The sequence below is a fragment of the Virgibacillus sp. GM2-2 genome, assembly GCF_055329585.1.
In genome coordinates this window covers 758,016-782,495 of the sequence record NZ_JBUZWC010000001.1, presented here as the reverse complement: position 1 = coordinate 782,495, position 24,480 = coordinate 758,016, and the positions used below count along the sequence as shown (strand labels likewise).

The window sequence follows — 24,480 nt, the reverse complement described above, 5'->3', positions numbered from 1 at the left end:
GTAAAGTGTTCTATCTTATCTAGCAATAACTGTCTCATTTAGTTTAGCAGTCACAGCGTTGTGGTAATAGTAAGTTCACTGATGATATATGGGACTTTAAAGGATTTGTTTATGCCCCCCATTGGAATGATGCCAAGTTTCGTATTGACTTTACATTGTTTAACGACTGGCCATCCATTAAAAATACAGTGAAAAGGTATATCATGTCAGAATTGAAGATGGTAGTATATAATTCGGCAAAACGGAAGCATGCATCGTTTAGCCAATTCAGGAATTTTTTGAAGAAAAGCAAGCAAGTTGAATCCTTTCAAGATTTTACAGATAGCACAGTACGTGAATACTTTGAGTATTTGCTTAGTGCAGACAGCGAAAGAGGAACACCTCTTAGTGCGGTAAGTATTAAAAAATCAGCACAATGCGTAAAAGAGTTATTAATCCGGGGTAGTCAAAGAGGTTGGGAAGTACCAAAAAATTCAAGAAAAATTAATAGTATATATGATGAATTGATTATTAGGAATAATAGAGTTAAAGAAGGTACGGAGCTAGGTAAGACAAACAAAGTATTACCTGAACCTGAAATGGTCAGTAACTTAATTAGCTTGGCAAGAGAGCAATTAAGAAAGGGTGAGGATGTCCTTGTATCAGCAGCCATTATTATCTCAACACAATTAGGCCACCGTATCAGCGAAATTGTCTTAATGGAAGCTAATCGTCTAAGTGTTATTAATGGAGAAGCTCACATTACTTTTTTAACTTGGAAAACAAAGAAAGAACTTACTTGGGTAACAAGACCGGCTAACGAAATAGTTGTAGAAGCGATAACGGCTTTGGAAAAGTATTCAGAGACGTTGCGAACTAAAACAGTAGAACCTTACCTCTTTATGGTTAAAGCTAGAAATCAAAAAGATAAGTATTTAATAGCTGATCATTCAAACTGGGGAAAAAATAGGTTAAATCCATTTATTGAAAAGCATGGACTGAAGGACGAATACGGAAATCGACTAAAGTTAACGCAACACTATTTTAGACATATATTCACGACCTATGCATTAAAAAGTGGAATGAAAATATATGATGTAGCTGAAATCTTAGGTCATGCCTCCATTACGATGACGGAAACTTATGACCATACTAAACAAGAAAAACAAGGGGTTATCAAGGGAATTCTATCTGGTGAGATTCCAATTAGTTCATCCAATAAAACTGTAGTTCAAAGGATAGAAGGCGAGGAGAATCCATTTAAAGGTAAAACAGTTGAACAAGTAGATAAAATGCGTAGAAGTCTTAAAATCGAGCTTTTACCTCATGGAATGTGTTTACACCACCCAATGCGTGGAGAACCTTGCGCTCAAGACGGAGTATGTCTAGGATGCAAAAATTTCATAGCATCATCTAATCACCTTCCGGTATACGAAAGAAGACTAGAAAGAGTTGATAAAGAATTAGAGAAAAGTGAAGATAAAAGTATCTTCTCAAGTAAACTTCGTTATCAAAGAGATAAGTTAGCAAAGTATATCTCTGACTTACAAAGAAAGATGGCGCAAGGTGATTTTCAAGAAGCATTAGAACAAGTGGCAGGGGCTAAATATGAAGAATGAAAGTAAGCTGAGCCTAGCAGAGAAAAATAGACTTAAAGTTACTGAAAAAGTCATGGTAGCTCTTGAAATCTTAAAAAAGAGAAATATGCCTATAAATATAAGTAGCGTTTCTAAAATGGCTAAAGTATCAAGAAAGACACTTTCATCAAATCGCCCAGATTTAAAAGCAATGATTGAGGAAGCAAGTTCTCTACAAAGTGATTTAGAGTCTTCTGCAGAAAAAAAGACTAAATCGAAGGGTACAACTCAGTCAGAACGTGTGAAACGGCTTAGAGAGAAGAATAAAGAGCTTATAGAAAATAAGAAAAAAATCTTAGAGCAAAATATGATTCTCACCAAGGAAAACACCAAGTTAAAGGAAAGACTTGCAGATCTGGAAGAGAAATTGTATTCACAGGCTGAATTTAAGGTTGTTGAGATGAAAAAGATATAATTATTGTAAGGTTAAAAGCATTTAAAATAAAAAAAAAAAATCAAATGTAGCTTTAAAAAATGTTTTGTCAATTATTTACTTGTTCAGTAATCGGGCCAGTTTGTTGAAGAACTGAGATTTCTATTTTGGAGTATTTGAAATTAATGAACCAGAGTTTGTGAAAGTTTAACCTTTAAACTAATGTTGCAGAATACTTGAAGAAGTAAAATTTAATAATATGCCTTGACCGTGTACTATGGTACACGGTTTATTATATTTATAGGGGTGAAATTTAATGAGTTATCGCATAAGTGCATTTGCTGTAAAGTGTGGTGTAAATAAAGAGACGATTAGATATTACGAACGAAAAAATTTATTGCAAGAACCTTCAAAAACGAATGCTGGTTATCGGATATATTCAAATAATGATGTTCAGCGTGTAGGGTTTATTAAAAGAATGCAAGAACTTGGTTTTTCTTTAAGTGAAATTTATAAATTACTTGGGGTTGTAGATAAAGACGAAGTTCGTTGCGAAGATATGTTTGAATTTGTCTCTAAAAAAGAAGAGGAAGTTCGAAAACAAATAAAGGATTTAAAGCGAATTGAAACGATGTTAAAAGATTTAAAACAACGATGTCCAGATGAAAAACAATTACATGCCTGCCCAATAATTGAAACATTGATTGAGCAGTAACGAAAGGAATTTTTTATGAAACATAAAAAGAGCTTTATTGCAGGAGTGATAGGTACCTTTTTGATTTTGTTATGTTGTGCTACGCCTATACTGGTTATTTTATTAGGTACGCTTGGGTTAGGGGCGATAACAGGCTATTTAGATTATGTCCTGATTCCTGTTTTAGCCGTTTTTCTTGGTTTAACTTTTTATTCTTATTCTAAATATGAACAATCAAATAAAAATAGGGAGATGTAAAAAATGAAAGAAAGAGTTGTTGCAATTGCTTCAATGTTTTCAGCTTTTTTTGCAAGTCTTTGTTGAATTGGCTTAGTGATTTTAATCCCACTTGGTCTAAGTGGTTTAGCTGGAACACTTGCAGTTACGTTTGCGCCATATCGAATGTTGTTTATCGTTATCACGGTTATTATGCTTTCTATCGCTCATTTTCTTGTATGGAAACAAAAAAACAGTTCAAAGAAAACGAAAAAGTTGTTATGGATTAGTACAATCGTTTCCGGAGCAATGCTTATCTATACATTATTTAGTCAGGGGATATAAGGTATGATGAAATATTTAATTTATCTATTTATTGTATTTGGATTGGTTTTTGTCCTTTCTGGGTGCGGTCAAAAGGAAGTTGAAGTTACTTCTAAAACAAGTGAGGTTTCATCGGAAAACTTAGAATCCGTTTCGTTTAAAATAGATGGCTTTACTTGAGTATCTTGTGCTTTTACGGTGAGGTCCGCCGTTTCTAATTTAGAGGGTGTTCAAGATATAGAGGTTGAAGGTTCAGGAGAAACACAACTTACATTTGATAAATCAAAGATTAGTTCAGATGAAATAGAAGAAGTAATTACTGATTTAGGGTATGAGATAAAGAAATAGGAAAAAATTAAGTTAAAACAGGAGGTTAAGGTAATGAATAAATTTAAGATAAATATTCAAGGAATGACTTGCACGGGTTGTGAAGAGCATGTGGCAGTAGCGCTTGAAAATATAGGTGCTAGAAATATTGAAGCTAGTTTTCGCCGTGGTGAAGCAGTATTTGAATTACCCGATGATATTGGGGTTGAAAGTGCAAAAAAGACAATTGATGAAGCAAAATATCAACCAGGAGAAATAGAAGAAGTTTCACCAAAAGAAAATGTGGTGTTAGGTGATGAGGGAGACTATGATTTACTTATCATTGGTTCTGGTGGGGCTGCTTTTTCGGCTGCGATTAAATCCGTTGAATACGGGGCAAAAGTAGCCATGATTGAGCGTGGAACCGTTGGGGGAACATGTGTAAATATTGGTTGTGTGCCATCAAAAACACTTCTTAGAGCTGGGGAAATCAATCATTTAGCAAATGTTAATCCATTTATAGGTTTACAAACATCTGCTGGAGAAGTGGAATTAGCTCCATTAGTAAAGCAAAAAGATGAGTTGGTAAGCGAACTTCGGAAGCAAAAATATGTCAATTTAATTGATGAATATGGCTTTGATTTAATTGAAGGTGAAGCAAAATTTGTTGATGAAAATACAGTTGAAGTCAATGAGAAGAAGCTTTCTGCAAAGCGTTTTCTAATTGCAACGGGGGCTTCTCCGTCTTTACCGCCGATTTCAGGACTTGATGAAGTGGATTATCTAACAAGTACAACACTACTTGAATTAAAAAAGGTACCAAAGCGATTAACGGTTATCGGTTCAGGATATATCGGAATGGAGATTGGGCAACTGTTTCATAATTTAGGTTCAGAAGTAACACTTATGCAAAGAAGTGAGCGACTTTTAAAAGAGTATGACCCAGAGATTTCAGAAGCAGTTGAAAAAGCGTTAATTGAACAAGGTATAAACCTTGTCAAAGGGGCAAATTTTGAGCGTGTAGAACAAGTCGGAGAGCTAAAAAAGGTTCATGTAACAGTAGATGGTAAGGAAAAAGTGGTGGAATCAGAGCAGTTACTTGTTGCAACAGGAAGAAAACCTAATACGGATTCTTTAAATTTAACTGCAGCAGGGGTTGAAGTCGGAAAACGAAAAGAAATCCTGATAAGTGATTATGCTAGGACAAGTAATGAAAAGGTTTATGCAGCAGGAGATGTGACATTAGGGCCACAATTTGTGTATGTCGCAGCCTATGAAGGTGGAATTGTTGCTGACAATGCGATTGGTGGTTTAAGTAAAAAAATAGATTTATCGGTGGTTCCTGGCGTGACATTTACAAATCCATCGATTGCAACGGTTGGTTTAACAGAGGAACAAGCAATAGAAAAAGGCTATGAAGTAAAAACCTCTGTATTACCTTTAGATGCCGTTCCAAGAGCGATTGTAAACCGTGAAACGACAGGTGTTTTCAAGCTAGTTGCTGACGCTAAAACATTAAAATTGCTTGGGGTTCATATCGTATCTGAAAATGCAGGAAATGTGATTTATGCGGCGACATTAGCCGTTAAATTTGGCTTAACCGTTGAAGATTTAAAAGAAAGCCTTGCCCCATATTTAACAATGGCAGAAGGATTAAAACTGGCTGCTCTTACGTTTGATAAAGATGTTTCAAAATTATCTTGTTGTGCGGGATAGCAACACAATGAATCCACCGTTCAGTTAAGAAGGTGGATTTTTCAAACCATGGATTATGTACAAGGTTTCATCAGATAGAAACAAGGCAAACGTATTAAAGAGTGATTCGATAAGGAGGATAATGATGACAAAGAAATACGATCTTATTGTAATTGGAACAGGTTCAGCGGGGTCAATTACAGCAGCAAAATGTAATAAAGCCGGCTGGAATGTAGCTATGGTAGATGACAGGCCGTTTGGGGGCACGTGTGCACTACGTGGATGTGACCCAAAAAAGGTTCTACATGGTGCTGCCGAGCTTATTGATTGGAACCAACGAATGGTTAGGAACGGAGTACCATCTGAAGTCTCCATCAACTGGAAAGATCTTATGAGCTTTAAACGAACCTTTACAGATCATGTCCCGGAAAAAAAAGAGCAAGCATTGAATAAACAGGGAATCGATACGTATCATGGCAAAGCATCTTTCATGAGTGAGGACAAACTTGAAGTGAATAAAGAAGTGCTCGAAGGGGGTCATTTCTTGATCGCTAGTGGTGCGAAACCTACCCCTTTGCCCATACAAGGAGAAGAACATCTTACTTATAGTGAAGAGTTTTTGGAGTTGGATGAATTACCACAAAGAATTGTCTTTGTTGGTGGTGGGTATATTTCGTTTGAATTTGCTCACATCGCAGCACGGGCTGGATCAGAAGTTCATATTATCCATCGAGGTCAAAAACCATTGGAGAATTTTGATGTAGAACTTGTAGATATCCTTTTAGAAAAGTCGAAAGAGATTGGCATACAGGTACATCTTCAACATTCCGTTGAATCCATTGAAAAAGAACAAGGAAAATTTCATGTGTACGCTCGAAAAAAAGAGGATATAACTCGGTTTGAAGCAGACATTGTTATTCATGGAGCTGGACGGGTCCCTGCCTTAGATATGAATCTTGAAAAAGGGAATATAGAAAGGAAAAAACATGGTGTCCATGTTAATGAGTATTTGCAAAGTGTAAGTAACCCGAACGTCTATGCAGCCGGAGATGCTGCAGCAACGGATGGCTTGCCCCTCACACCTGTAGCCAGTGCAGATTCTCATGTCGTAGCATCTAATTTATTGAAGGGGAACAGTAAAGAAATTGAATATCCCGTGATTCCATCTGCAGTATTTACCGTACCTAAAATGGCATCGGTAGGTATGAGCGAGGAGGAAGCCAAAAACTCTGGCCGGAATATTAAAATAAAGCAGAAAAACATCTCCGACTGGTTTACGTATAAACGGACAAATGAAGACTTTGCTGCGTTTAAAGTGCTGATTGACGAAGATCATGATCAAATTGTCGGTGCTCATTTGATTAGTAATGAAGCCGATGAACTGATTAATCATTTTGCAACAGCCATTCGTTTTGGAATTTCAACTAAAGAATTGAAACAAATGATATTTTCCTATCCAACGACAGCTTCGGACATCGCACACATGTTGTAAGTTTACGGCACCTTTAAACAATCTGAAATATATTCCTATTATACATTCTTCCAGCCATGTTCTACTAGCGGGTGTGGTTTGTTGAAAAGATATAAAAGGATCATACATATTGGCCATCTAATATGTATGATCCTTTATTTTTTATTAACGCAATAAAAGCACAACTGTTTCGTTTATCGTTAAGACCATAATACTTTCTTAACGTTTTAAATCGCATATCAATACGGGACTTCGGGTTTCCAATATCATATACGTGTTGTTAGGAAGAAAAACCAAAAAGCACGGAGCGTGAAAATTGGCCACTTTGGAAATTACACACAGGACTATATTGAAGGAATGGCTGATGAGGACTATTTATTTGCTAGTAGGAAAGGGAATAAACCGATAAGTGATGCGCAAGAATACCGGGCGTTGGTGAAGACTGGAAAATTTGGAGTTAATTTGTTTACCTTTTAGAAAAATAGAACACGAGTCGATCGATACATTTATAATTTCTATTAGGGGTACCGCCAACATTTCGGAAATTTTGTACGCTAAGCACGTTTCGACATAAATATAGCCAAATCCCTGTACGTTAAGGAATTTGGCTTATGTTATAGATTAACTTTTATTCAATGATCTTAGAGAGTTCCCTGGCAATCTATTCGAATCAAATTTATATTCCCCAAGAAAATTAATATGTCCCCATCCTAAAGGTGAAATGTGTGGAAGTAAATTTTCTTTTAGGACATTAATTTTCTTAAACTCTTTTGTCACTTCACCCAAATACACAGTGTTCCATAAGCTTATTGCATTGATTAATATATTTAATGCACTAGATCTTTGGAGTTGATCTTGTATGCCGCGCTCTCTGAATTCACCACGTTTACCAAAAAATAAAGCTCTAGCCAATCCATTCATGGCTTCACCTTTATTTAGCCCACGATGAATTCTTCTTCTTAATTTTTCATTTGAAATATAATCAAGAATAAAGATTGTTTTTTCAATTCTCCCAATTTCTCGAAGAGCTGTGGCTATTTTGTTTTGCCTTGCATATGAACCTAACTTCCCCATGATTAACGATCCAGAAACTCTACCTTCCCGAATTGAATGCGCCAGCCTTAATACATCATCAAAATTTTCTTTAATAACTTTTGTGTTAATCTTACCTTGAAGTATACCTTTTATGTTTGGAAAATCATTAGGGGAAGAAATGGTATATAATTTTGTGTCACTTATATCTCTTAGCCTAGGCGCAAAACGAAATCCTAACAAATGACTTAATCCGAAAACTTGATCCGTGTATCCTGCTGTATCAGTGTAATGCTCTTCTATTGTAAGGTCAGATTCATGATGTAATAATCCATCTATCACATGTACAGCATCTCTTGCATTCGTATTAATAACTTTTGCATAAAATGAAGAAAATTGATCATTTGTAAAACGGTAAATTGTTGTCCCTTTACCAGTTCCATAATGCGGATTTGAGTCTGCATGTAATGATGATACGCCAACAGGTACACGCATACCATCTGAAGAGGATGTTGATCCATCTCCCCAATATGAAGCCAAGGATAGACGGTGCTGATAATTTACCAGTGTAGCTTGTGCCCGTGTCATGGCATCTTCATGTAATCTCCATTGCATAACATTAGCCATCTGGCGATATGAAATATCAGGAGTTGCTTCTGCCATTTTAGTTAGTCCAATATTCGTACCCATCGCCATTAACGCAGCCATTACAATGGATTTTTCCTCTCCTTTAGGTGGCTGATTTGAAGAAGCGTGAACAAATGACTCTTCAAATCCAGTCCATTCAGCAACTTCCATTAATAAATCAGTGAGTTTAACCCTTGGAAGCATATTATAAAGGGATAAGCTAAAGTTTCTAGATTCCTCGGGAGTATCTGCTTGTAGTCTCTCAACATGTATTTTTTGTTTTTCAATGTTGATACTTTCGACCTTATCAATGTTTTTTGAAATCCAATGTAGTTTAGTATTTAAAGTTTCCATTCTTTCCTGTATATACTGATCACAACTTATTTTTACAGCTATCTTATTCCCATTAACCTTTGCTTTTTCCCAATCGTCCTTGGACACTAAATATTCTTCAAAGTCCTTATGTAATCGACTGCCTTCAACCCAAACATCACCAGATCGGATATAGTTTTTGAGTTCTGTTAAAGCAGCCATTTCATAATATTGACGGTTAATGTTACCTTCATCATCAAAAACATGTTTTTGCCAACGTTTAGGAACAAAATCCAAAGGTGATCCATCAGGTATTTTTCTTTTTCCGGAATCATTTAATTCACGTATCGTATCCATTGCTTTCAACAAAGAATCTGCTGATTTAGTGGATTTGAACATTAAAGAATTCAACAGGACTGGAGTATATTTTCTTAAATAGTTATATCGTGTTTTTATTAAATCGAGGTAATCATAATCCATTGGTCTTGATAATACTTTAGCTTCTTCAATGGATTCTACAATTTTCTCCCAAGTCATTACCTGTTCAAGTGCCACGTAGGGATCGATTCCTTGTTCCTTAGCTTTGATTAAAGCCGTCCCTATATCTGCATAATGTACTACTTTTTCATTGACCGATTTACCGTTTTGTTTTTGCATTTCTTCTTGAGTTTTTCTTCCTTTTGATTGTAACACCATCATTTGTCTATCATGAATTTCAATGGCATGATCAGTTAAGTCTTGGGAAAGAGTTAATAGGTGAGCGATCAATAATGCATATCTTCTATCTTCTTTAAATCTTCTAAAGGAATGTGGTTCATACCTTGCCCCAATTCGCGCTAATTGCAAAAGTCTATTGGGATGTATTAGTGAGGTATCGGCAGTGATATTCATTTCTTTAATGTACTGTAATCTTTTTATGACCTTTAAAAAGGAATCTGGTGATGATTGACCAGGAATTTCTCGAAGCCAAGCCAATTGTGTTTTGTTATTATTTACAGTTAAATCAATCAACTTTTCTAGTCCGTACTTATTTCTTTCAGAAAGATTACTAATTAGTATGGCATATATTTTTTTCTCTGCACGTGTTCGCACTAACCAAACCATTCTCTCTATTGTTGGTATTGCAGGCAATATTACTTTTTCTTTTCGTAATAAATCAATTGCATTACGTACTAGATACATTGTATTCCCATTTTCTAATGCGGATTTTAAAAGGGCATTAGAAGCCGTACGATAATTACTATTATTAAAATTTCTATATCCATATACTTGACGTATTTCCTCTAAATGTTCACGCCTTGTTGTATCGCGTTTAGCATATGAAGAGAAAACGTCTGGGTCTACATCAATTTGTTTAGCCACATAGGTAATAAGGTTATCTGGTATTTCTAACATGTTATTTAAAGTACAACCAGGATTTTTTAGTGTGCATAATTGGAGTGCGAATCCCAGTCGATTATGGTCTCTTCTGTGGCGATTTATAACTTCAATATCATAGTCAGATAGACTGTAATATGAAGTGAATTCAAATTCCGATAAATTATTAAGGTTTAAGATATCCCTTCTTTGTTCTGGTGTCAGTAATTCTTTTACACTCAAGTTAAATCAATCCTTATAAGTAATTTTGGTATGTTCCTGATTTACTTTGTCTAAGTATCTATACAGTGAGGTTTTACTGATTCCTGTTGCTTCTGTGATTTGTTTAATTGTGTAATCCTTGCTCGTATACATTTTTATCGCCATTTTTACTTTGTCACTATTTTTATTTGGTCTACCACCTTTCCTCCCTCTGACGCGAGCTGCTTGAAGACCAGACTTTGTTCTCTCACTTATAATATCTCGTTCTAATTCTGCAATGCTTGCCATTGTACGAAAGAAAAATTTACCCATTGCGGTTGAAGTATCAACACTGTCAGTAATAGATACAAAACCGACTCCCAAATCGTTGAATAATTCACTAAGTTCAATAAGGTGTTTTGTAGAACGTGAAATACGATCAAGTTTATATACAACAATTTTGTCACCAGTACGTAAGACTTTAAGAAGCTCTTCTAATTGAGGTCTGTCTTTTCTTGTACCCGTCAACTTTTCTTTATAAATCTTTTCCACTCCAAATTTAGTCAAAGCATCAACTTGCATATCCAAGTTTTGTTCCTCCGTACTCACTCGTGCGTAACCAAAAATCAACATTCATCACCTACTTCAAGTTGTTTATAAACTTATTATAGCACCAAAAAGGGTCTTAGTAATTGAAAATGTGACTTTGTTTTTGGGAATGAGTTTTGGTTCTGTGAATTAATAGAGAAAGGTTGTTTTCTGACAAAATTATTTTTAGTTCCATAAACGTCCGTTTAGGGGACTTGTTTTCACCAATTTACAATAGGTTCTATTATTGAATAGAAGATTGTTGATTGAGTCCTGAATAAGAGCAATTTGCAATTCTTCTCGTTAAGAAGCTTATAAAATGTCAAATTGAACACGGATGGGAGAAATCAAAGTTTTTTTGAGAGTAAATAGGGGAAAGTTACAAATAATAAAATCATCATTAATTAAACTGGAGATGAATTGCTATGTCAGATACAAATCAAATGCCTCGAGAAGAAGGAATAGATCATAGCTTGAGCCTTATGAGAGAAGGATATATGTACATTTTAAACAGACGAGAAAGCTTTAATTCGAATGTTTTTGAGACCCGATTACTTGGAAAGAAAGCGATCTGCATGGTAGGAAAGGAAGCTGCAGAAGTTTTTTATGATACTGAGAAATTTAAAAGAAAAAATGCAGCACCGAATCGGGCGGTTCAAACATTGTTCGGAAAGAATGGTGTTCAGGCGTTGGATGGACAAGATCACAAACATCGGAAGGAAATGTTTATGTCTATCATGTCTCCTGAGGGACTTCAAAGCCTAACAGACATTACAATAAAACAGTGGGAGACAGCACTAAATAAATGGGAACAGGTGGATCAAGTTATTCTTTATGAAGAAGTTAAAGAAGTCCTATGCAAAACAGCCTGCCAGTGGGCAGGCGTCCCGTTGGAAGAAAACGATGTTAAAGAAATGACAAAAAACTTGGCCGCGATGTTCGAGTCTCCGGCTGCATTTGGCCCAAATCATTGGCTAGGTAGAAAGGCACGGAATAAAGTAGAAAAGTGGATTGGTGATTTGGTCGATAAGGTGCGTAACGGGGAAATAAATCCTCCAGAAGATACAGCTCTCCATAGATTCTCCTGGCATCGTGATTTAGAAGGGGATCTTTTGGATATCGAGACTGCTGCTGTGGAAGTGATCAATATCTTGAGACCCATTGTGGCAATCGCTATATTCATCAACTTCACTGCGCTGGCATTGCATCATTTTCCAGAAGAAAGGGAGAAACTTGAATCCCGTGATGAAAAATATGCTCAGTTTTTTGTACAGGAAGTTCGCCGTTTTTATCCGTTTTTTCCTTTTGTCGTAGCATTGGTAAAAAAAGATTTCACCTGGAAAGGCTATAAATTTGAAGAAGGCACATTAACTTTACTGGATATATATGGCACAAATCATGACCCTGAAATTTGGGGAAATCCTGATTTGTTCAGTCCTGATCGATTTGCCAATTGGGAAGGCAGTCCTTTTAGCTTTATTCCGCAGGGAGGTGGTGATTACTTTATGGGGCATCGCTGTGCCGGAGAGTGGGTCACCATTGAAGTCATGAAAGTAAGTCTTGATTATTTGGCTAACCGAATGGAATATGAAGTTCCTAACCAGGATTTAAGTTACAGCATGGTGAGCATTCCAAGTATTCCTCATAGTAAAGTAGTGCTTAAAGATGTTAAGAGAAGGATATGATTAATTCCTACTAGGTTTACTAAGAGTTCAACCTATGAAATTCTATGAAAAACCAGCCTAACTAGACTGACATAGTAAAATTCCTTTATGGAAACAATTTAAAGGAGGTTTTCCTGATATTTAATCACAATCGATTCTCAACTTTTTGAAAATCGATTCTTTATTTAAATGCCTGGAACCTCTGTTGTTTTACGTTGTGACGTTTATTGTTTGATATTGATAAAAGGGAATTTTAAGTTTTATTTAGTGTTAACACAAATTCTATTAAAAAATATGACTAATATTTATCATCCTTAAATAGTCTTGTACAAGGGGTGATAAAAATGGAATGGGCGACACATATTATAGACCAATTGGCAAATATACATTTCTCTATTGCATTAATCGTTAGTTTTTCGGTCGGATTATTGACAAGCTTTAATCCTTGCATGTTAGGGATGGCTTCAAGCATCTTTGCCTTTAAGGAATCCAAGAACAAAAGCATTTTCCCCATCGCTTTGTCCTTTATGATTTCTTTTACAGTTACTTTCACGATTCTTGGTGTGGTTAGTATTTTTTTTAGTGAGCAAGTATTGAAATGGACGGAACAATATGAGGATTTATTTCATAATTTTCTAGGTTTCCTATTTTTATTTATTGGATTTTATGTTCTCGGATTAAGGTTTCATCACTTTCTAGGGTTACTTCCTTTTAGAGTTGTTACCTTTTATGCCAAACCTGAAAAAAAACAACAAAAACCTCGTAATCCTATAATGAAGGCTTACTCGTTAGGTACCTTGTTTGGCCTTACACCATCACCATGTACAACACCTATGATTATTGCAATGATTGCCTTCGCATCAATTACTGGGTCATTAGTTAAAAGTACCCTTTTGTTACTAGTATATGGGATCGGACATGGCACGCCCTTTTTGATCATTGGATGGTTGGCTAGGGTATTGAAGAATACCAGATGGATGGTACGGTGGCAGAAACTCTTGAGTAAAGCAATTGGCGTTGGATTATTTCTTGTCGGTTTGTATTTCTTTTTTGAATAGCTATTAAAGAATCGGTTCTCTATATTACGAATGAACCGATTTTTTGTACATTTATATTTGGTTGTTTGTGTTCCTAATTCCATTAAAAATCCTCGTTTTAAACTATACTTTTTCATTTTCCTGTTCTTGTTGCCTCTTACGAGTTTCCAACCACATATCCAATATCATTAAAGCAACACCAGAAACTATGAAAACATCAGCGAGATTAAAGATAGGATAATCAATAAGCCGAAAATCAAGGCTATCTACTACTTCTCCTCTAATCAAGCGGTCAAAAAAGTTCCCTAATGCTCCACCTAGCAACAGTGATAAGGCAAAAGAGATTCGTCGGTTTTTCCTTCCTTCTGTTTGTAAATAATAAATGATACACAGTACAACAATTAACGTTACAATAATAAAGAACCAGCGTTGACCTTGCAAGATTCCAAATGCTGCTCCTTTATTTCGAAGAGATGTAATATGGAATACGCCTTCCCATAAAGGAATTGTTTGCCCTACTTCCATCCATTTGACAATCGCAGATTTCCATAGTTGATCAATGATTAGAACAATGACTGCAATGATATAGTACATCGGGTTATCCTCCTCAAAAATTCATTTTTTCAAAGTATAACATGGTATAACAAACAAATGTATATTTTATTGAATAGGAGTAAATGTTATTTATTAAATCCCATTTAAATAGGATGATCTGTCAAGTGGACTTGATGGGAAAGGAGATATCATGTCTTAGATTTTCCACCTAAGTTCCAAAAAATCACAGATCAGCTCAATGTTACAGTAGATTTCACAAAGAAAAAACTCTACAAACCGCATGAAAAAAAGTAGATTATGGAAAATATAAAAAGACTTAATACTTAAGCATATTTCAAAAAGGAGGGTTTTAATGGTAGAACAACTCGACTATTTAAACTATATTAATGGGGAATGGGTTGGTAATAGTTATAAAAAGATTAAAGTATTCAACCCTGCAACAGGAGAATACATCGGATCGGTCCCTGACGCTGATGAAGAACATGCCAAACAAGCAATTGAAGCAGCATCTCAAGCACTTCCTAAATGGTCCAAGAAGTCAGCAGCAGATCGTAGCGATGTGCTAAGAAAATATTTTGATCTCATCATGAAGCATGAAAATGAGATCGCCGAAATCATGACAAAAGAAAATGGCAAGCCATTAAAAGAATCTAAAGGTGAGGTACAATATGCAGCATCGTTTATAGAGTGGTATGCCGAGGAAGGTAAGCGGATTTATGGACGTATAATTCCTGGTAAGAGGGAAAACCATCGTATTAAAGTAATTAAACAACCTGTGGGCGTTGTTGCAGCAATTACCCCATGGAACTTTCCAGCGGCGATGATTACAAGAAAACTGGGTCCAGCGCTAGCGGCTGGCTGTACGTTTATCGTAAAGCCACCCGAGGAAACACCTTTAACGTGTATGAGACTAGCAGAATTAGCCGAGGAAGCAGGTGTTCCGAAGGGGGTTATTAATGTCGTAAATGGAAATCCAGAAAAATTCTCAGAAACGGTTATGTCTGATATGCGCGTGCGTAAATTGACATTCACCGGTTCAACGCCTGTCGGTAAGTTGTTAATGAAGCAGGGCGCTGAGCAAGTTATGAAACTTTCCCTTGAACTTGGCGGGCATGCACCAGTAATAGTATGTGATGATGCAGATCTCGATCAAACCGTTGAAATGTTAATGGCCGCTAAGTTTAGAAATAGCGGACAGACTTGTATAGCGGCTAACCGCGTTTATGCTCAATCAGGTATTTACGACGAACTTGTTAGACGAATGACTGCCGAAGTTGAGAAGCTTAACGTTGGTAACGGACTGGAAGAAGGTATTGATGTCGGACCCTTAATTAATAAAGAAGGTTTTGAAAAAGTCGTTCGCCATGTAGAGGATGCTCAGGAAAAAGGAGCAACGGTAACCGCTGGTGGTGAAGACCAGGCATATATCGATAAAGATACTTATTTTTATAAACCAACTATACTGGTCGATACTAATCATAATATGGTTATTATGAACGAAGAGACCTTTGGACCGATTCTTCCCATTGCAAAATATGACCATGATGATGAAGCAATAAAAGCAGCCAACGATACACCATTTGGTCTGGCGGCTTATTTCTTTACACAAAGCATTTCAAGGGGTACTCGTATTTCAGAAGAACTTGAATACGGCATTATTGGATGGAATGATGGCATTCCATCAGCAGCACAAGCACCATTCGGCGGTATCAAGCAAAGTGGTTTTGGTCGTGAAGGCGGGCAAGAAGGCATTGAGGAGTATTTAGAAGTGAAATATATATCGCTTAGTATTTAAGAAAGAAAAAGCATTTGCCTTTAACAGAGGTAAATGCTTTTTCTATATAAAAATAAAATTCACTTAGATGACATTATTATCAAATTCAACCTTAGAAATTAAAATAACCGTAGTTATGTCTAACAGTCAGAAACCTTTGAGGACTTTGAAAATTTTTGTAGGTAGACAAATAAACACACAAATGTATGTTTTATTGTTGACATGAAAGTTTACGGTAATTATACTAACAATGGGAAAACCTTAAACAAGTAACAATTTGAATGATTATTAAAGCTATTACAGGAGGGATTACTTTGGGTCTTATTTCCGTAAACAAAAAGGAAAATGATTTAGATGTTGTTAAAGTTAGAGGAAAAGATACTTGTGAGACTTTTATTTTTGATGTAGAAAAGGTTGAGCGTCGTCAAAAGGAAGTCAATCAAACGGATGGTTTGTCACGATTGTTTAAAGTTTTTGCGGATGACACACGCCTGAAAATTGTATATGCTCTGACGCAGGAAGAGGAGCTGTGTGTTTGTGATGTAGCAACAACTATTGGTTCAACGAACGCTACAGCTTCCCACCATCTACGTATGTTGCGAAATATGGGACTCGCCGAGTACCGTAAAGAAGGAAAGATGGTGTTTTACAGTTTGGTTAGTGATCATGTGCATCACCTGATGCAAGAAGCACTACAGTTAAAAGGAGAGGGATAAAAGAGAAAGAGTGTACCGTTAAAAATATAATGGGACAAGTTTATAAAAAAACGAAATAAAAAAGGTTAAATTGACTTACCCAGAAAGCAAAGGGTTTATTTTTGAGATACATACCGTAAAACTATGAAACTGAAATGCCAAATATATAAAAAAATATATCCACAGTATAAAATTAAAGAAATTGATAAAATAAATTCAGATGCAACAGGGTTGGTTATTGTTCGATCGGATCGATTAATTGGTTTAACATTTTCCGATTCCACATGAATAGAACTTAACAAGTAAAAAGTTATACTTCTAGGAACTATTCCTACTGCGTTTATATTTACTCCACAAGGTGAAGTGGTGGTAATTGTAAAAGGTGCTCTAACACTGGATAGATTACAAAAAATTAGCCCCGATTAAAATTGAACACTACTATTGCGAGGGATAAAATGAATAAAATTAAATGTGAATGTGGGCACGTAAATCATGAAGGAACAGTTCTTTGTGAAGCCTGCGGTAAACCAATTGAAGGGAACCAACATATTGATGGGAATGATAAAGCAAGACTATTAAATATGCGATATGATGGGAGTGCTCGCCGATCACAAACATACAAAAAATCCATAATCGATAAGATATGGAATTTCTTCTCCTCTGTAAAAATAGGAGTATGGCTTATTGTATTAACATTAATCGCATCGGCAATAGGAACAATTTTTCCACAGGAACAATGGATTCCTGCAAATGCAGTGTCTAGAGATCCTGCAATTTTTTATGAAAGTACATATGGAATTTTCGGACAAATCTACTACCAGTTAGGGTTTTATGACCTTTATAGTTCATGGTGGTACATGCTTTTGGTTGCACTTATTGGTATATCACTAGTAATTTGTAGCATTGATCGCTTTGTACCACTATATAAAGCATTAAAAAATCAGAAAGCAAAAAGGCATGAAACGTTCCTATGCCGTCAACGTTTATACAGCGAATCAGATAATGTATCAGAAGAGGAAAAGCAACAAATTATAAAATCATTGAAAAAACAACGTTACAATGTTCGTGATGAGAATGGCCATATTTTAGCTGAGAAAGGTAGATTTTCTAGATGGGGTCCTTATGTCAATCATATTGGATTAATTATCGTATTAATTGCAGCCGTTTTACGTATGACAACACCAATGTACATAGATGAATATATGTGGATACGGGAAGGTGAGCGGACGGTTATCCCGGGTACCAATGGAGAATATTATGCGAAAAATAAGGACTTTATTCTTGAAACCTATGACAAAGATAACCAACGTTTTGAAGAAGCTATTAAAAAAGAAGGCGTAGTTGCTAAAAACTTTGAAACGGAATTAGTGATCTATAAGGACCAAACGTCAGCTACCGGTGCTGAGCCGAAATTAGAAAAATTAAAAGAAGGCAGTACTCGGTTGAATCATCCAATGAAGTTTGACGGTTATGCTTTATATCAAGCAGGGTACCAAAGTAATGAATTTTCCAGTATGTCATTTAAAGTTCATGAAACAGGTGATCCAAATGAAACTGCAATTGGTTCGATTAACATTGATTTAACATCACCAAAGTCAGAGTATAAACTCGACAATGGGTTTCGAGTAGAGATTGATCAATATTTCCCAGATTATTACTTGGACAATGGAGAACCTAGATCAAAGTCGAAATATCCTAAAAATCCAGCATTTGTATTCTTTATCTACCCACCAAATAGTGATGACCCCGAAGTAAGTTTTGTGGGTATTCGCAAAAACATTGATGCGACTGGTGAAAATGAGTATAAACTAGCGTTACAAGACTTTGAAATGCGAGATGTAAGTGGGATTATGGTAATAAGGGACTATACATTGCCTTTATTTTTCCTTGGTGGATTAATCTTTATGATTGGTGTCATTCAAGGTATGTATTGGCAGCATAGAAGAATTTGGATCAATCCGAAAATAGGGAAATTATTGTTGGCTGCCCATACAAACAAGAATTGGCATGGTGTAAAAACCGATATTGAAAAAGCAATTGCTAATACAAATGTTAATATGGTCAAGGATCAACAAGAATTACCGGATTAGCCAATTTGTTTTGAAGGAGGATTTTTATGGATACGTTACTTAATTTAAGTAGTGCAATGTTATTTACGGCATTTATTTTGTATTTGCTTGCGACTTTTTTCTTTGGAGCAACGATTCGTGACAAGCGTAGTAAAAGTAAAAAAGGTAAAGCAGGAACAATCGGTATTACGATAACAATAATTGGGTTTTTAGCACAATCTGTGTATTTTATTACAAGGTGGATTGCTAGTGGACATGTACCGGTAAGTAATTTGTTTGAATTTGTTACATTCTTTGGTATGACAATGGTATTAGGGTTTATCATTTTATATTTCATTTACAAAGTGAGTGTCTTGGGTTTGTTTGCATTACCAATTGCACTAATTGTCATTGCTTATGCAAGCATGTTCCCAACTGAAGTTTCGCCACTTGTACCATCCTTACAAAGCTATTGGCTCTATATTCACGTTACAACAGTGTCGTTAGGCGAAGCGATATTATCCATTAGTTTTGTCGCTGGATTAATTTACTTAATTCGTACGATTGATCAATCAAAGGGTAGCAAGCATACAACTTGGCTTGAACTTGTATTATTCTCATTAATTATTTTTGTTAGTTTTAGTTTGATTAATGTTGTTTTTAATGTTGCAGGGTACAGTGCGGAGTTTGAATTCACAACTGAAAACGGTGCAGTTACAACAACGGATTATCCATTACCTCCTATTGTTAGCCCAAATGAAGGTACACTTATCACTGATGGTGTCATGCAACCATGGTTTGAGGCTCCTTCATGGATGCGCGGAGCAGATGCAGGAAGGAAGTTAAACACATTAATTTGGTCTTTATTAGTAGGGTTAGGCCTGTATGGTGTGTTACGCCTAGTTCTTCGTAAACGAATTGGAGCAGCAATACAACCAGCGTTAATGAAAACAAGACCAGAATTATTAGACGAAATATCGTATCGAGCAATCGCTATTGGCTTCCCAATATTTACTTTAGGGGGTATTATATTTGCTTCTATTTGGGCACAAGAGGCCTGGGGTAGATTTTGGGGTTGGGACCCAAAAGAAGTTTGGGCTTTAATTACATTTTTCTTCTATGCAGCGTTTCTACATTTACGACTATCAAGAGGATGGCATGGCGAAAAGTCAGCTTGGCTAGCGGTTGGAGGGTTCGCTATAATTATGTTTAACCTTATTGCAGTGAACCTTGTATTGGCTGGTCTACATTCGTATGCATAAAGAAACTTTATCTAATCTGGCCTTTTTCTACAACTGAATGAAGTGGATTTGCTAACTTAGCTAACTTAATAGTTTAAATCATAACAATAAATCCACTACGTCTTTTAAAGACGAATAACTAAAAAAGGCTGTTCAATAGTTTTTGAACAGCTTTCTGTATGGTCCAATCAAGACAGATAAGAGGTGAAAATAATTGAACAAAAATAAAAGAAAAAAAAGAAGGTACTTTAGGGCAATCTTGCTACTATTTATGTGCTCGATTGTACTTTACACGCTTTTTTCAAATATCTCTAAAGATAAATATGTTGTTTCAGTAGGTGATTATGCTCCAAATTTTTCCTTAGAAACACTTCAAGGTGAACGTGTTGAACTAAAAGATTATAGAGGAGAAGGTGTATTTTTAAATTTTTGGGGATCTTGGTGCAAACCTTGCGAAAGAGAAATGCCATATATGGAGGAAGAATACAAGAATTTTAAGGATCAAGGTGTTGAGATTCTTGCAGTTAACATTGAAGAATCAGATTTAATCGTTCAAAATTTTGTAGATAGGTTTAATCTTAGTTTTCCAATACTGATGGATAGAGACGGTGAGGTTACAGGAAAGTATAAAATTGGTCCTATTCCAACTACATTCCTAATTGATAAGAATGGTAAAGTAGTAAAAATCATTACAGGCAGTATGACTCAACAAGACGTAAAAAAATATATGAACTTGATTAAACCATGATGTTTAAAGGGAGTTAATCTTATGCAGGATTTAAATGTTCTATTTGCTTTCGGAGCTGGTTTATTATCTTTTCTTTCACCTTGCACGTTACCTATTTATCCAGCCTTTATGTCTTACATAACCGGTATGTCAGTTGAAGATTTAAGTAATAAAAAAAGTGTTCGGAAGGTTACCTTATTGCATTCTGTATTTTTTCTAGTTGGATTTTCCATTATATTCTTAGCTTTAGGTTTATCTGGGTCTTTCATAGGCTCTTTCTTCGTTCAAAATAAAGAGTTCTTACGTCAGATAGGTGCCATTCTTATTTTCTTTTTTGGACTCTTGATTACAGGTATTCTAAATTTGGATTTTCTTATGACAGAAAAAAGGATAAAATTTAAAAGAAAACCCTCAGGTTATCTGGGCACCGTTTTGATAGGGATGGGATTTGCAGCTGGATGGACACCATGTACAGGGCCGATTTTAGCTGCAGTAATTGCATTAGGTATAACAAACCCAAGCGCTGGATTATTTTACATGATGTGGTATGTAATAGGATTTTCAATTCCATTTCTCCTTTTAACCTTCTTTATTGGAAAGATTAAATGGATAAATAAGTATAGTCAACGTATTATGAAAATAGGTGGCTATATAATGCTTGTAATGGGAATTGTATTATACTTTGACTGGATGACGAAAATTATATCCTTTTTAACAAATTACCTTTTTGGTGGATTTACTGGATTCTAATTAGTATCGGGAATTATTATTTTTAAAAATTGCTCAACATCCTTTTCTCAAAAAGGTATTTAACAATTTACATATTAAACAATATATAAGATAAAACATTTTAATGTGATTTTATTATTTTTTATATGAATTCCATTAGGCGGTTCCACGCTTTAACACGGTATCTGTTATTCCACATTATAGTCGTAAATTATATTCAAATAATCATTTGACTGTTTTATTGAGTTAAGGTATGATAATTTCATAATCAATAAATATTTTAATATATAAAATGCAGGAGGATGAGTAAATTGACTAAAGGTGTTTGTGAAGTTACTTGTGTGGACGAAGAAAAGGTTGTGCGAGTTAGAAAAAAGCTATCTGAACAAAATCCTTTGGAAGTAGCCCGAATTTTTAAAGCTTTGTCAGATGATACAAGGATTAAAGTTGCATATGCTTTATCTTTAGAGGGTAATTTATGTGTATGTGATGTAGCAAATATTGTAGGAGCGACAACTGCTACAGCATCCCATCATTTAAGATTACTAAAAAATCTTGGTTTAGCAAAATATCGTAAAGAAGGAAAGTTAGTTTATTATTCATTAGATGATGAACATGCTAAGCAGCTTATACTAGTAGCCTTTGCACATCACAAGGAGGTTGTTGAAGTTGACTGAAGCAGTAAAAACATTAGAGGATAAAAATGTATATCGCGTAGAGGGATTTTCCTGTGCAAACTGTGCAGGTAAATTTGAAAAAAATGTTAAAAAAATTCCGGGAGTTGAGGATGCAAAAGTAAATTTTGGAGCATCCAAAATTTCCGTTTACGGAGAAGCAACGGTTGAAGAATTAGAAAAAGCAGGTGCCTTTGAGAACCTTAAAGTGGCTCCAGAAAAACCTAGGACGCAGGCTCCGCAAGAGGTTAAAAAAGACAAAAATATATATCGTGTTGAAGGATTTTCATGCGCAAACTGTGCAGGTAAATTTGAAAAAAATGTTAAGCAAATTCTGGGAGTTGAGGATGCAAAAGTAAATTTTGGAGCATCCAAAATTTCCGTATACGGAGAAGCAACAATAGAAGAATTAGAAAAAGCAGGTGCTTTTGAGAACCTAAAAGTTGCCCCTGAAAAAACTGTACGGCAATCTACACAAGAGACTAAACAGGAAAAAGAGGTTGAAAAAGAAGAAAAAGTGCCATTCTATAAAAAGCACAGTGCCTTACTTTATTCGTCCTTGTTGATTGTTCTCGGATATCTTTCAGTCTTTGTTAATGGGGATGAGAACATTGTTACTACTTTATTGTTTGTAGCATCGATGTTAATAGGAGGATTATCGCTCTTTAAAGTTGGTTTCCAAAACTTGTTACGCTTTGAATTTGACATGAAAACACTTATGACTGTTGCTGTTATAGGTGGTGCCATTATAGGGGAGTGGGCAGAGGTCTCTGTTGTTGTCATACTCTTTGCAATTAGTGAAGCTCTAGAACGGTTTTCTATGGATAAAGCGAGACAATCGATTCGTTCATTAATGGATATTGCACCTAAAGAGGCACTCGTTAAACGTAATGGCCAAGAGATGATGATACATGTAGATGATATTGCGGTTGGAGACATTATGATTGTCAAACCTGGTCAAAAGATTGCCATGGACGGTGTGGTCGTAAGTGGGTACTCTGCTGTGAATCAAGCAGCCATTACAGGTGAGTCAGTCCCTGTTGAAAAAACGACTGACGATGAGGTATTTGCAGGTACTCTAAATGAAGAAGGATTACTTGAGGTAGAAATAACTAAACTAGTAGAAGATACAACCATTTCAAAAATTATTCATCTTGTAGAGGAAGCACAGGGAGAACGCGCACCATCACAAGCTTTTGTAGAAAAATTCGCGAAATATTATACACCAATTATAATGATTATTGCTGTGTTAGTTGCGGTAGTCCCGCCACTATTCTTTGGTGGTAGTTGGGAAACATGGGTTTATCAAGGTTTAGCTGTTTTAGTTGTAGGCTGTCCTTGTGCATTGGTTATTTCTACTCCGATTTCGATTGTATCGGCTATCGGGAATGCAGCGAAAAAAGGTGTTCTTATAAAAGGTGGCGTTTATTTAGAAGAAATGGGCGCCTTAAAAGCCATAGCATTTGATAAAACGGGTACACTAACAAAAGGAGTTCCTGTTGTAACTGATTTTAACGTGTTGAACAACAAACAGATAGATGAAAATGAAATGCTATCCATCATTACTGCATTAGAGTATCGTTCTCAGCACCCTCTTGCATCAGCAATCATGAAAAGAGCAGAAGAGGCGAATATTTCTTATTCAGATGTTGTGGTAGATGACTTCTCTTCCATTACAGGAAAAGGAATTAAGGGTATTGTAGACGGAACGACCTATTATATTGGAAGTCCAAAACTATTTAAGGAATTGTCAAACTCTAGTTTTGATAAGAATTTAGAGGGAAAAGTTACTACACTTCAAAATCAAGGAAAAACTGCTATGATTGTTGGAACTGACAAAGAAATATTTGCTGTTATTGCCGTAGCTGATGAAGTACGTGAATCAAGTAAAGAAGTCATTCAAAAACTACATCAACTAGGCATTAAAAATACTATTATGCTTACAGGTGATAACAAAAGTACTGCGCGTGCGATTGGTAGTCATGTGGGAGTATCGGATGTTCAGGCTGAACTGATGCCCCAGGATAAATTAGATTATATTAAACAATTTAGATCTCAATACAGCAATGTAGCCATGGTTGGAGATGGCGTCAATGATGCCCCTGCATTAGCTGCTTCTACTGTTGGAATAGCAATGGGAGGTGCTGGCACTGATACAGCACTAGAAACGGCAGACATTGCCCTAATGGGCGACGATTTAACAAAACTTCCTTTTACGGTAAAACTAAGCCGTAAATCGTTAAATATAATTAAGGCAAACATAGGCTTTGCGCTAGCTATTAAATTTATTGCCTTATTATTAGTTATACCGGGTTGGTTAACACTTTGGATTGCTATTATTTCAGATATGGGTGCAACTCTACTTGTAGCCTTAAATGGTTTACGACTAATGCGAGTGAAGGAATAGAGGTAAAAGGGCTTTCCATTTATATTCTGGAAAGCCCTTTTCATCAAAATATGGGTTATTGTTTATAAATTTAGAGTTTAGTCTAATAAGGGAAGTAAAATAGGTAAAAGTAAGAAAA

General features: G+C 35.7%; 23 protein-coding genes. 20 read left to right on the top strand and 3 right to left on the bottom strand.

What is annotated here, in order from left to right:
* The first annotated feature begins 278 nt into the window (after window positions 1-278).
* The 10 genes from ACY9Z2_RS03740 to ACY9Z2_RS03695 all read left to right on the top strand — a co-directional run bounded on the left by ACY9Z2_RS03740 (window position 279) and on the right by ACY9Z2_RS03695 (window position 7,172).
* The gene (locus ACY9Z2_RS03740; RefSeq protein WP_463608258.1) at window positions 279-1,598 is read left to right on the top strand and encodes a tyrosine-type recombinase/integrase; all 1,320 of its coding nucleotides are present in this window, start codon (window positions 279-281) and stop codon (window positions 1,596-1,598) included.
* Entirely contained in the window at window positions 1,588-2,031 is a 444-nt protein-coding gene (locus ACY9Z2_RS03735; RefSeq protein ID WP_463608257.1) for a hypothetical protein, read from the top strand. The genes ACY9Z2_RS03740 and ACY9Z2_RS03735 overlap by 11 nt, the downstream gene beginning before the upstream one ends.
* Window positions 2,032-2,305: 274 nt before the next feature.
* Complete coding sequence (merR, locus tag ACY9Z2_RS03730; protein WP_463608256.1) at window positions 2,306-2,704, top strand: mercury resistance transcriptional regulator MerR; 399 nt, start codon at window positions 2,306-2,308, stop codon at window positions 2,702-2,704.
* A 15-nt stretch (window positions 2,705-2,719) separates the two neighbouring features.
* Window positions 2,720-2,941 (top strand): mercury resistance system transport protein MerF, encoded by a 222-nt coding sequence (gene merF, locus ACY9Z2_RS03725; protein WP_463608255.1) that lies wholly within the window; start codon window positions 2,720-2,722, stop codon window positions 2,939-2,941.
* A gap of 3 nt (window positions 2,942-2,944) precedes the next feature.
* A complete protein-coding gene (locus tag ACY9Z2_RS03720) occupies window positions 2,945-3,244 on the top strand; it encodes a mercuric transporter MerT family protein (protein ID WP_463608254.1) in 300 nt (99 codons plus the stop codon).
* A 3-nt stretch (window positions 3,245-3,247) separates the two neighbouring features.
* Entirely contained in the window at window positions 3,248-3,403 is a 156-nt protein-coding gene (locus tag ACY9Z2_RS03715; RefSeq protein WP_463608253.1) for an LptM family lipoprotein, read from the top strand.
* Window positions 3,404-3,421: 18 nt separating this feature from the next.
* Window positions 3,422-3,571, top strand: a complete 150-nt coding sequence (locus tag ACY9Z2_RS03710; protein WP_463608252.1) for a heavy-metal-associated domain-containing protein — start codon at window positions 3,422-3,424, stop codon at window positions 3,569-3,571.
* A 33-nt stretch (window positions 3,572-3,604) separates the two neighbouring features.
* Window positions 3,605-5,245 carry a mercury(II) reductase gene (gene merA / locus ACY9Z2_RS03705; protein ID WP_463608251.1) on the top strand — a complete coding sequence of 547 codons (1,641 nt, stop codon included), beginning with the start codon at window positions 3,605-3,607 and terminating at the stop codon, window positions 5,243-5,245.
* Window positions 5,246-5,369: 124 nt separating this feature from the next.
* The gene (locus ACY9Z2_RS03700) at window positions 5,370-6,716 is read left to right on the top strand and encodes a dihydrolipoyl dehydrogenase family protein (protein WP_463608250.1); all 1,347 of its coding nucleotides are present in this window, start codon (window positions 5,370-5,372) and stop codon (window positions 6,714-6,716) included.
* Between the two features lie 288 nt (window positions 6,717-7,004).
* The gene (locus tag ACY9Z2_RS03695; protein ID WP_463608249.1) at window positions 7,005-7,172 is read left to right on the top strand and encodes a hypothetical protein; all 168 of its coding nucleotides are present in this window, start codon (window positions 7,005-7,007) and stop codon (window positions 7,170-7,172) included.
* Window positions 7,173-7,316: 144 nt separating this feature from the next.
* Here ACY9Z2_RS03695 and ACY9Z2_RS03690 read toward each other — a convergent pair whose 3' ends face one another.
* The gene (locus ACY9Z2_RS03690) at window positions 7,317-10,265 is read right to left on the bottom strand and encodes a Tn3 family transposase (RefSeq protein ID WP_463608248.1); all 2,949 of its coding nucleotides are present in this window, start codon (window positions 10,263-10,265) and stop codon (window positions 7,317-7,319) included.
* A gap of 6 nt (window positions 10,266-10,271) precedes the next feature.
* Window positions 10,272-10,853, bottom strand: a complete 582-nt coding sequence (locus ACY9Z2_RS03685) for a recombinase family protein (protein ID WP_463608247.1) — start codon at window positions 10,851-10,853, stop codon at window positions 10,272-10,274.
* A gap of 383 nt (window positions 10,854-11,236) precedes the next feature.
* Between ACY9Z2_RS03685 and cypC the strand changes: the two genes are divergently transcribed.
* Window positions 11,237-12,496 (top strand): CYP152 family fatty-acid peroxygenase CypC, encoded by a 1,260-nt coding sequence (gene cypC, locus ACY9Z2_RS03680; RefSeq protein ID WP_463608246.1) that lies wholly within the window; start codon window positions 11,237-11,239, stop codon window positions 12,494-12,496.
* Window positions 12,497-12,819: 323 nt separating this feature from the next.
* Window positions 12,820-13,533 carry a cytochrome c biogenesis CcdA family protein gene (locus ACY9Z2_RS03675; protein WP_463608245.1) on the top strand — a complete coding sequence of 238 codons (714 nt, stop codon included), beginning with the start codon at window positions 12,820-12,822 and terminating at the stop codon, window positions 13,531-13,533.
* Between the two features lie 102 nt (window positions 13,534-13,635).
* Here the strand turns inward: ACY9Z2_RS03675 and lspA are convergent, their stop codons facing one another.
* Window positions 13,636-14,106 carry a signal peptidase II gene (gene lspA / locus ACY9Z2_RS03670; protein ID WP_463608244.1) on the bottom strand — a complete coding sequence of 157 codons (471 nt, stop codon included), beginning with the start codon at window positions 14,104-14,106 and terminating at the stop codon, window positions 13,636-13,638.
* A gap of 313 nt (window positions 14,107-14,419) precedes the next feature.
* On the opposite strand from lspA, the gene ACY9Z2_RS03665 reads away from it, so the two are divergent.
* From ACY9Z2_RS03665 to ACY9Z2_RS03630, 8 genes are all read left to right on the top strand, one after another.
* Complete coding sequence (locus ACY9Z2_RS03665) at window positions 14,420-15,862, top strand: NAD-dependent succinate-semialdehyde dehydrogenase (RefSeq protein WP_463608243.1); 1,443 nt, start codon at window positions 14,420-14,422, stop codon at window positions 15,860-15,862.
* A gap of 260 nt (window positions 15,863-16,122) precedes the next feature.
* Window positions 16,123-16,557, top strand: a complete 435-nt coding sequence (locus tag ACY9Z2_RS03660) for an ArsR/SmtB family transcription factor (protein ID WP_463608242.1) — start codon at window positions 16,123-16,125, stop codon at window positions 16,555-16,557.
* 434 nt (window positions 16,558-16,991) lie between these two features.
* On the top strand, window positions 16,992-18,626 hold the full coding sequence (resB, locus tag ACY9Z2_RS03655) for a cytochrome c biogenesis protein ResB (RefSeq protein ID WP_463608241.1): 1,635 nt from the start codon (window positions 16,992-16,994) through the stop codon (window positions 18,624-18,626).
* A gap of 26 nt (window positions 18,627-18,652) precedes the next feature.
* Window positions 18,653-19,846, top strand: coding sequence for a c-type cytochrome biogenesis protein CcsB (gene ccsB / locus ACY9Z2_RS03650; RefSeq protein WP_463608240.1), 1,194 nt, complete (start codon window positions 18,653-18,655; stop codon window positions 19,844-19,846).
* Window positions 19,847-20,039: 193 nt separating this feature from the next.
* Window positions 20,040-20,573, top strand: coding sequence for a thiol-disulfide oxidoreductase ResA (resA, locus tag ACY9Z2_RS03645; RefSeq protein ID WP_463608239.1), 534 nt, complete (start codon window positions 20,040-20,042; stop codon window positions 20,571-20,573).
* 21 nt (window positions 20,574-20,594) lie between these two features.
* Complete coding sequence (locus ACY9Z2_RS03640) at window positions 20,595-21,302, top strand: cytochrome c biogenesis CcdA family protein (protein WP_463608238.1); 708 nt, start codon at window positions 20,595-20,597, stop codon at window positions 21,300-21,302.
* A 290-nt stretch (window positions 21,303-21,592) separates the two neighbouring features.
* Window positions 21,593-21,958, top strand: coding sequence for an ArsR/SmtB family transcription factor (locus tag ACY9Z2_RS03635; protein ID WP_463608237.1), 366 nt, complete (start codon window positions 21,593-21,595; stop codon window positions 21,956-21,958).
* Window positions 21,951-24,362 carry a heavy metal translocating P-type ATPase gene (locus ACY9Z2_RS03630; RefSeq protein WP_463608236.1) on the top strand — a complete coding sequence of 804 codons (2,412 nt, stop codon included), beginning with the start codon at window positions 21,951-21,953 and terminating at the stop codon, window positions 24,360-24,362. Before ACY9Z2_RS03635 ends, ACY9Z2_RS03630 begins: the two co-directional genes overlap by 8 nt.
* The last annotated feature ends 118 nt before the right edge of the window (window positions 24,363-24,480 follow it).

What these genes read in the sequence shown, in the direction of transcription:
- ACY9Z2_RS03640 (WP_463608238.1), top strand. Translation starts at nt 20,595, where the DNA reads ATGCAGGATTTAAATGTTCTATTTGCTTTCGGAGCTGGTTTATTATCT.
- ACY9Z2_RS03660 (WP_463608242.1), top strand. Translation starts at nt 16,123, where the DNA reads ATGATTATTAAAGCTATTACAGGAGGGATTACTTTGGGTCTTATTTCC.
- ACY9Z2_RS03700 (WP_463608250.1), top strand. Translation starts at nt 5,370, where the DNA reads ATGACAAAGAAATACGATCTTATTGTAATTGGAACAGGTTCAGCGGGG.
- ACY9Z2_RS03665 (WP_463608243.1), top strand. Translation starts at nt 14,420, where the DNA reads ATGGTAGAACAACTCGACTATTTAAACTATATTAATGGGGAATGGGTT.
- ACY9Z2_RS03715 (WP_463608253.1), top strand. Translation starts at nt 3,248, where the DNA reads ATGATGAAATATTTAATTTATCTATTTATTGTATTTGGATTGGTTTTT.
- ccsB (WP_463608240.1), top strand. Translation starts at nt 18,653, where the DNA reads ATGGATACGTTACTTAATTTAAGTAGTGCAATGTTATTTACGGCATTT.
- resB (WP_463608241.1), top strand. Translation starts at nt 16,992, where the DNA reads ATGAATAAAATTAAATGTGAATGTGGGCACGTAAATCATGAAGGAACA.
- merF (WP_463608255.1), top strand. Translation starts at nt 2,720, where the DNA reads ATGAAACATAAAAAGAGCTTTATTGCAGGAGTGATAGGTACCTTTTTG.
- merR (WP_463608256.1), top strand. Translation starts at nt 2,306, where the DNA reads ATGAGTTATCGCATAAGTGCATTTGCTGTAAAGTGTGGTGTAAATAAA.
- lspA (WP_463608244.1), bottom strand. Translation starts at nt 14,106, where the DNA reads ATGTACTATATCATTGCAGTCATTGTTCTAATCATTGATCAACTATGG.
- merA (WP_463608251.1), top strand. Translation starts at nt 3,605, where the DNA reads ATGAATAAATTTAAGATAAATATTCAAGGAATGACTTGCACGGGTTGT.
- ACY9Z2_RS03735 (WP_463608257.1), top strand. Translation starts at nt 1,588, where the DNA reads ATGAAGAATGAAAGTAAGCTGAGCCTAGCAGAGAAAAATAGACTTAAA.
- cypC (WP_463608246.1), top strand. Translation starts at nt 11,237, where the DNA reads ATGTCAGATACAAATCAAATGCCTCGAGAAGAAGGAATAGATCATAGC.
- ACY9Z2_RS03675 (WP_463608245.1), top strand. Translation starts at nt 12,820, where the DNA reads ATGGAATGGGCGACACATATTATAGACCAATTGGCAAATATACATTTC.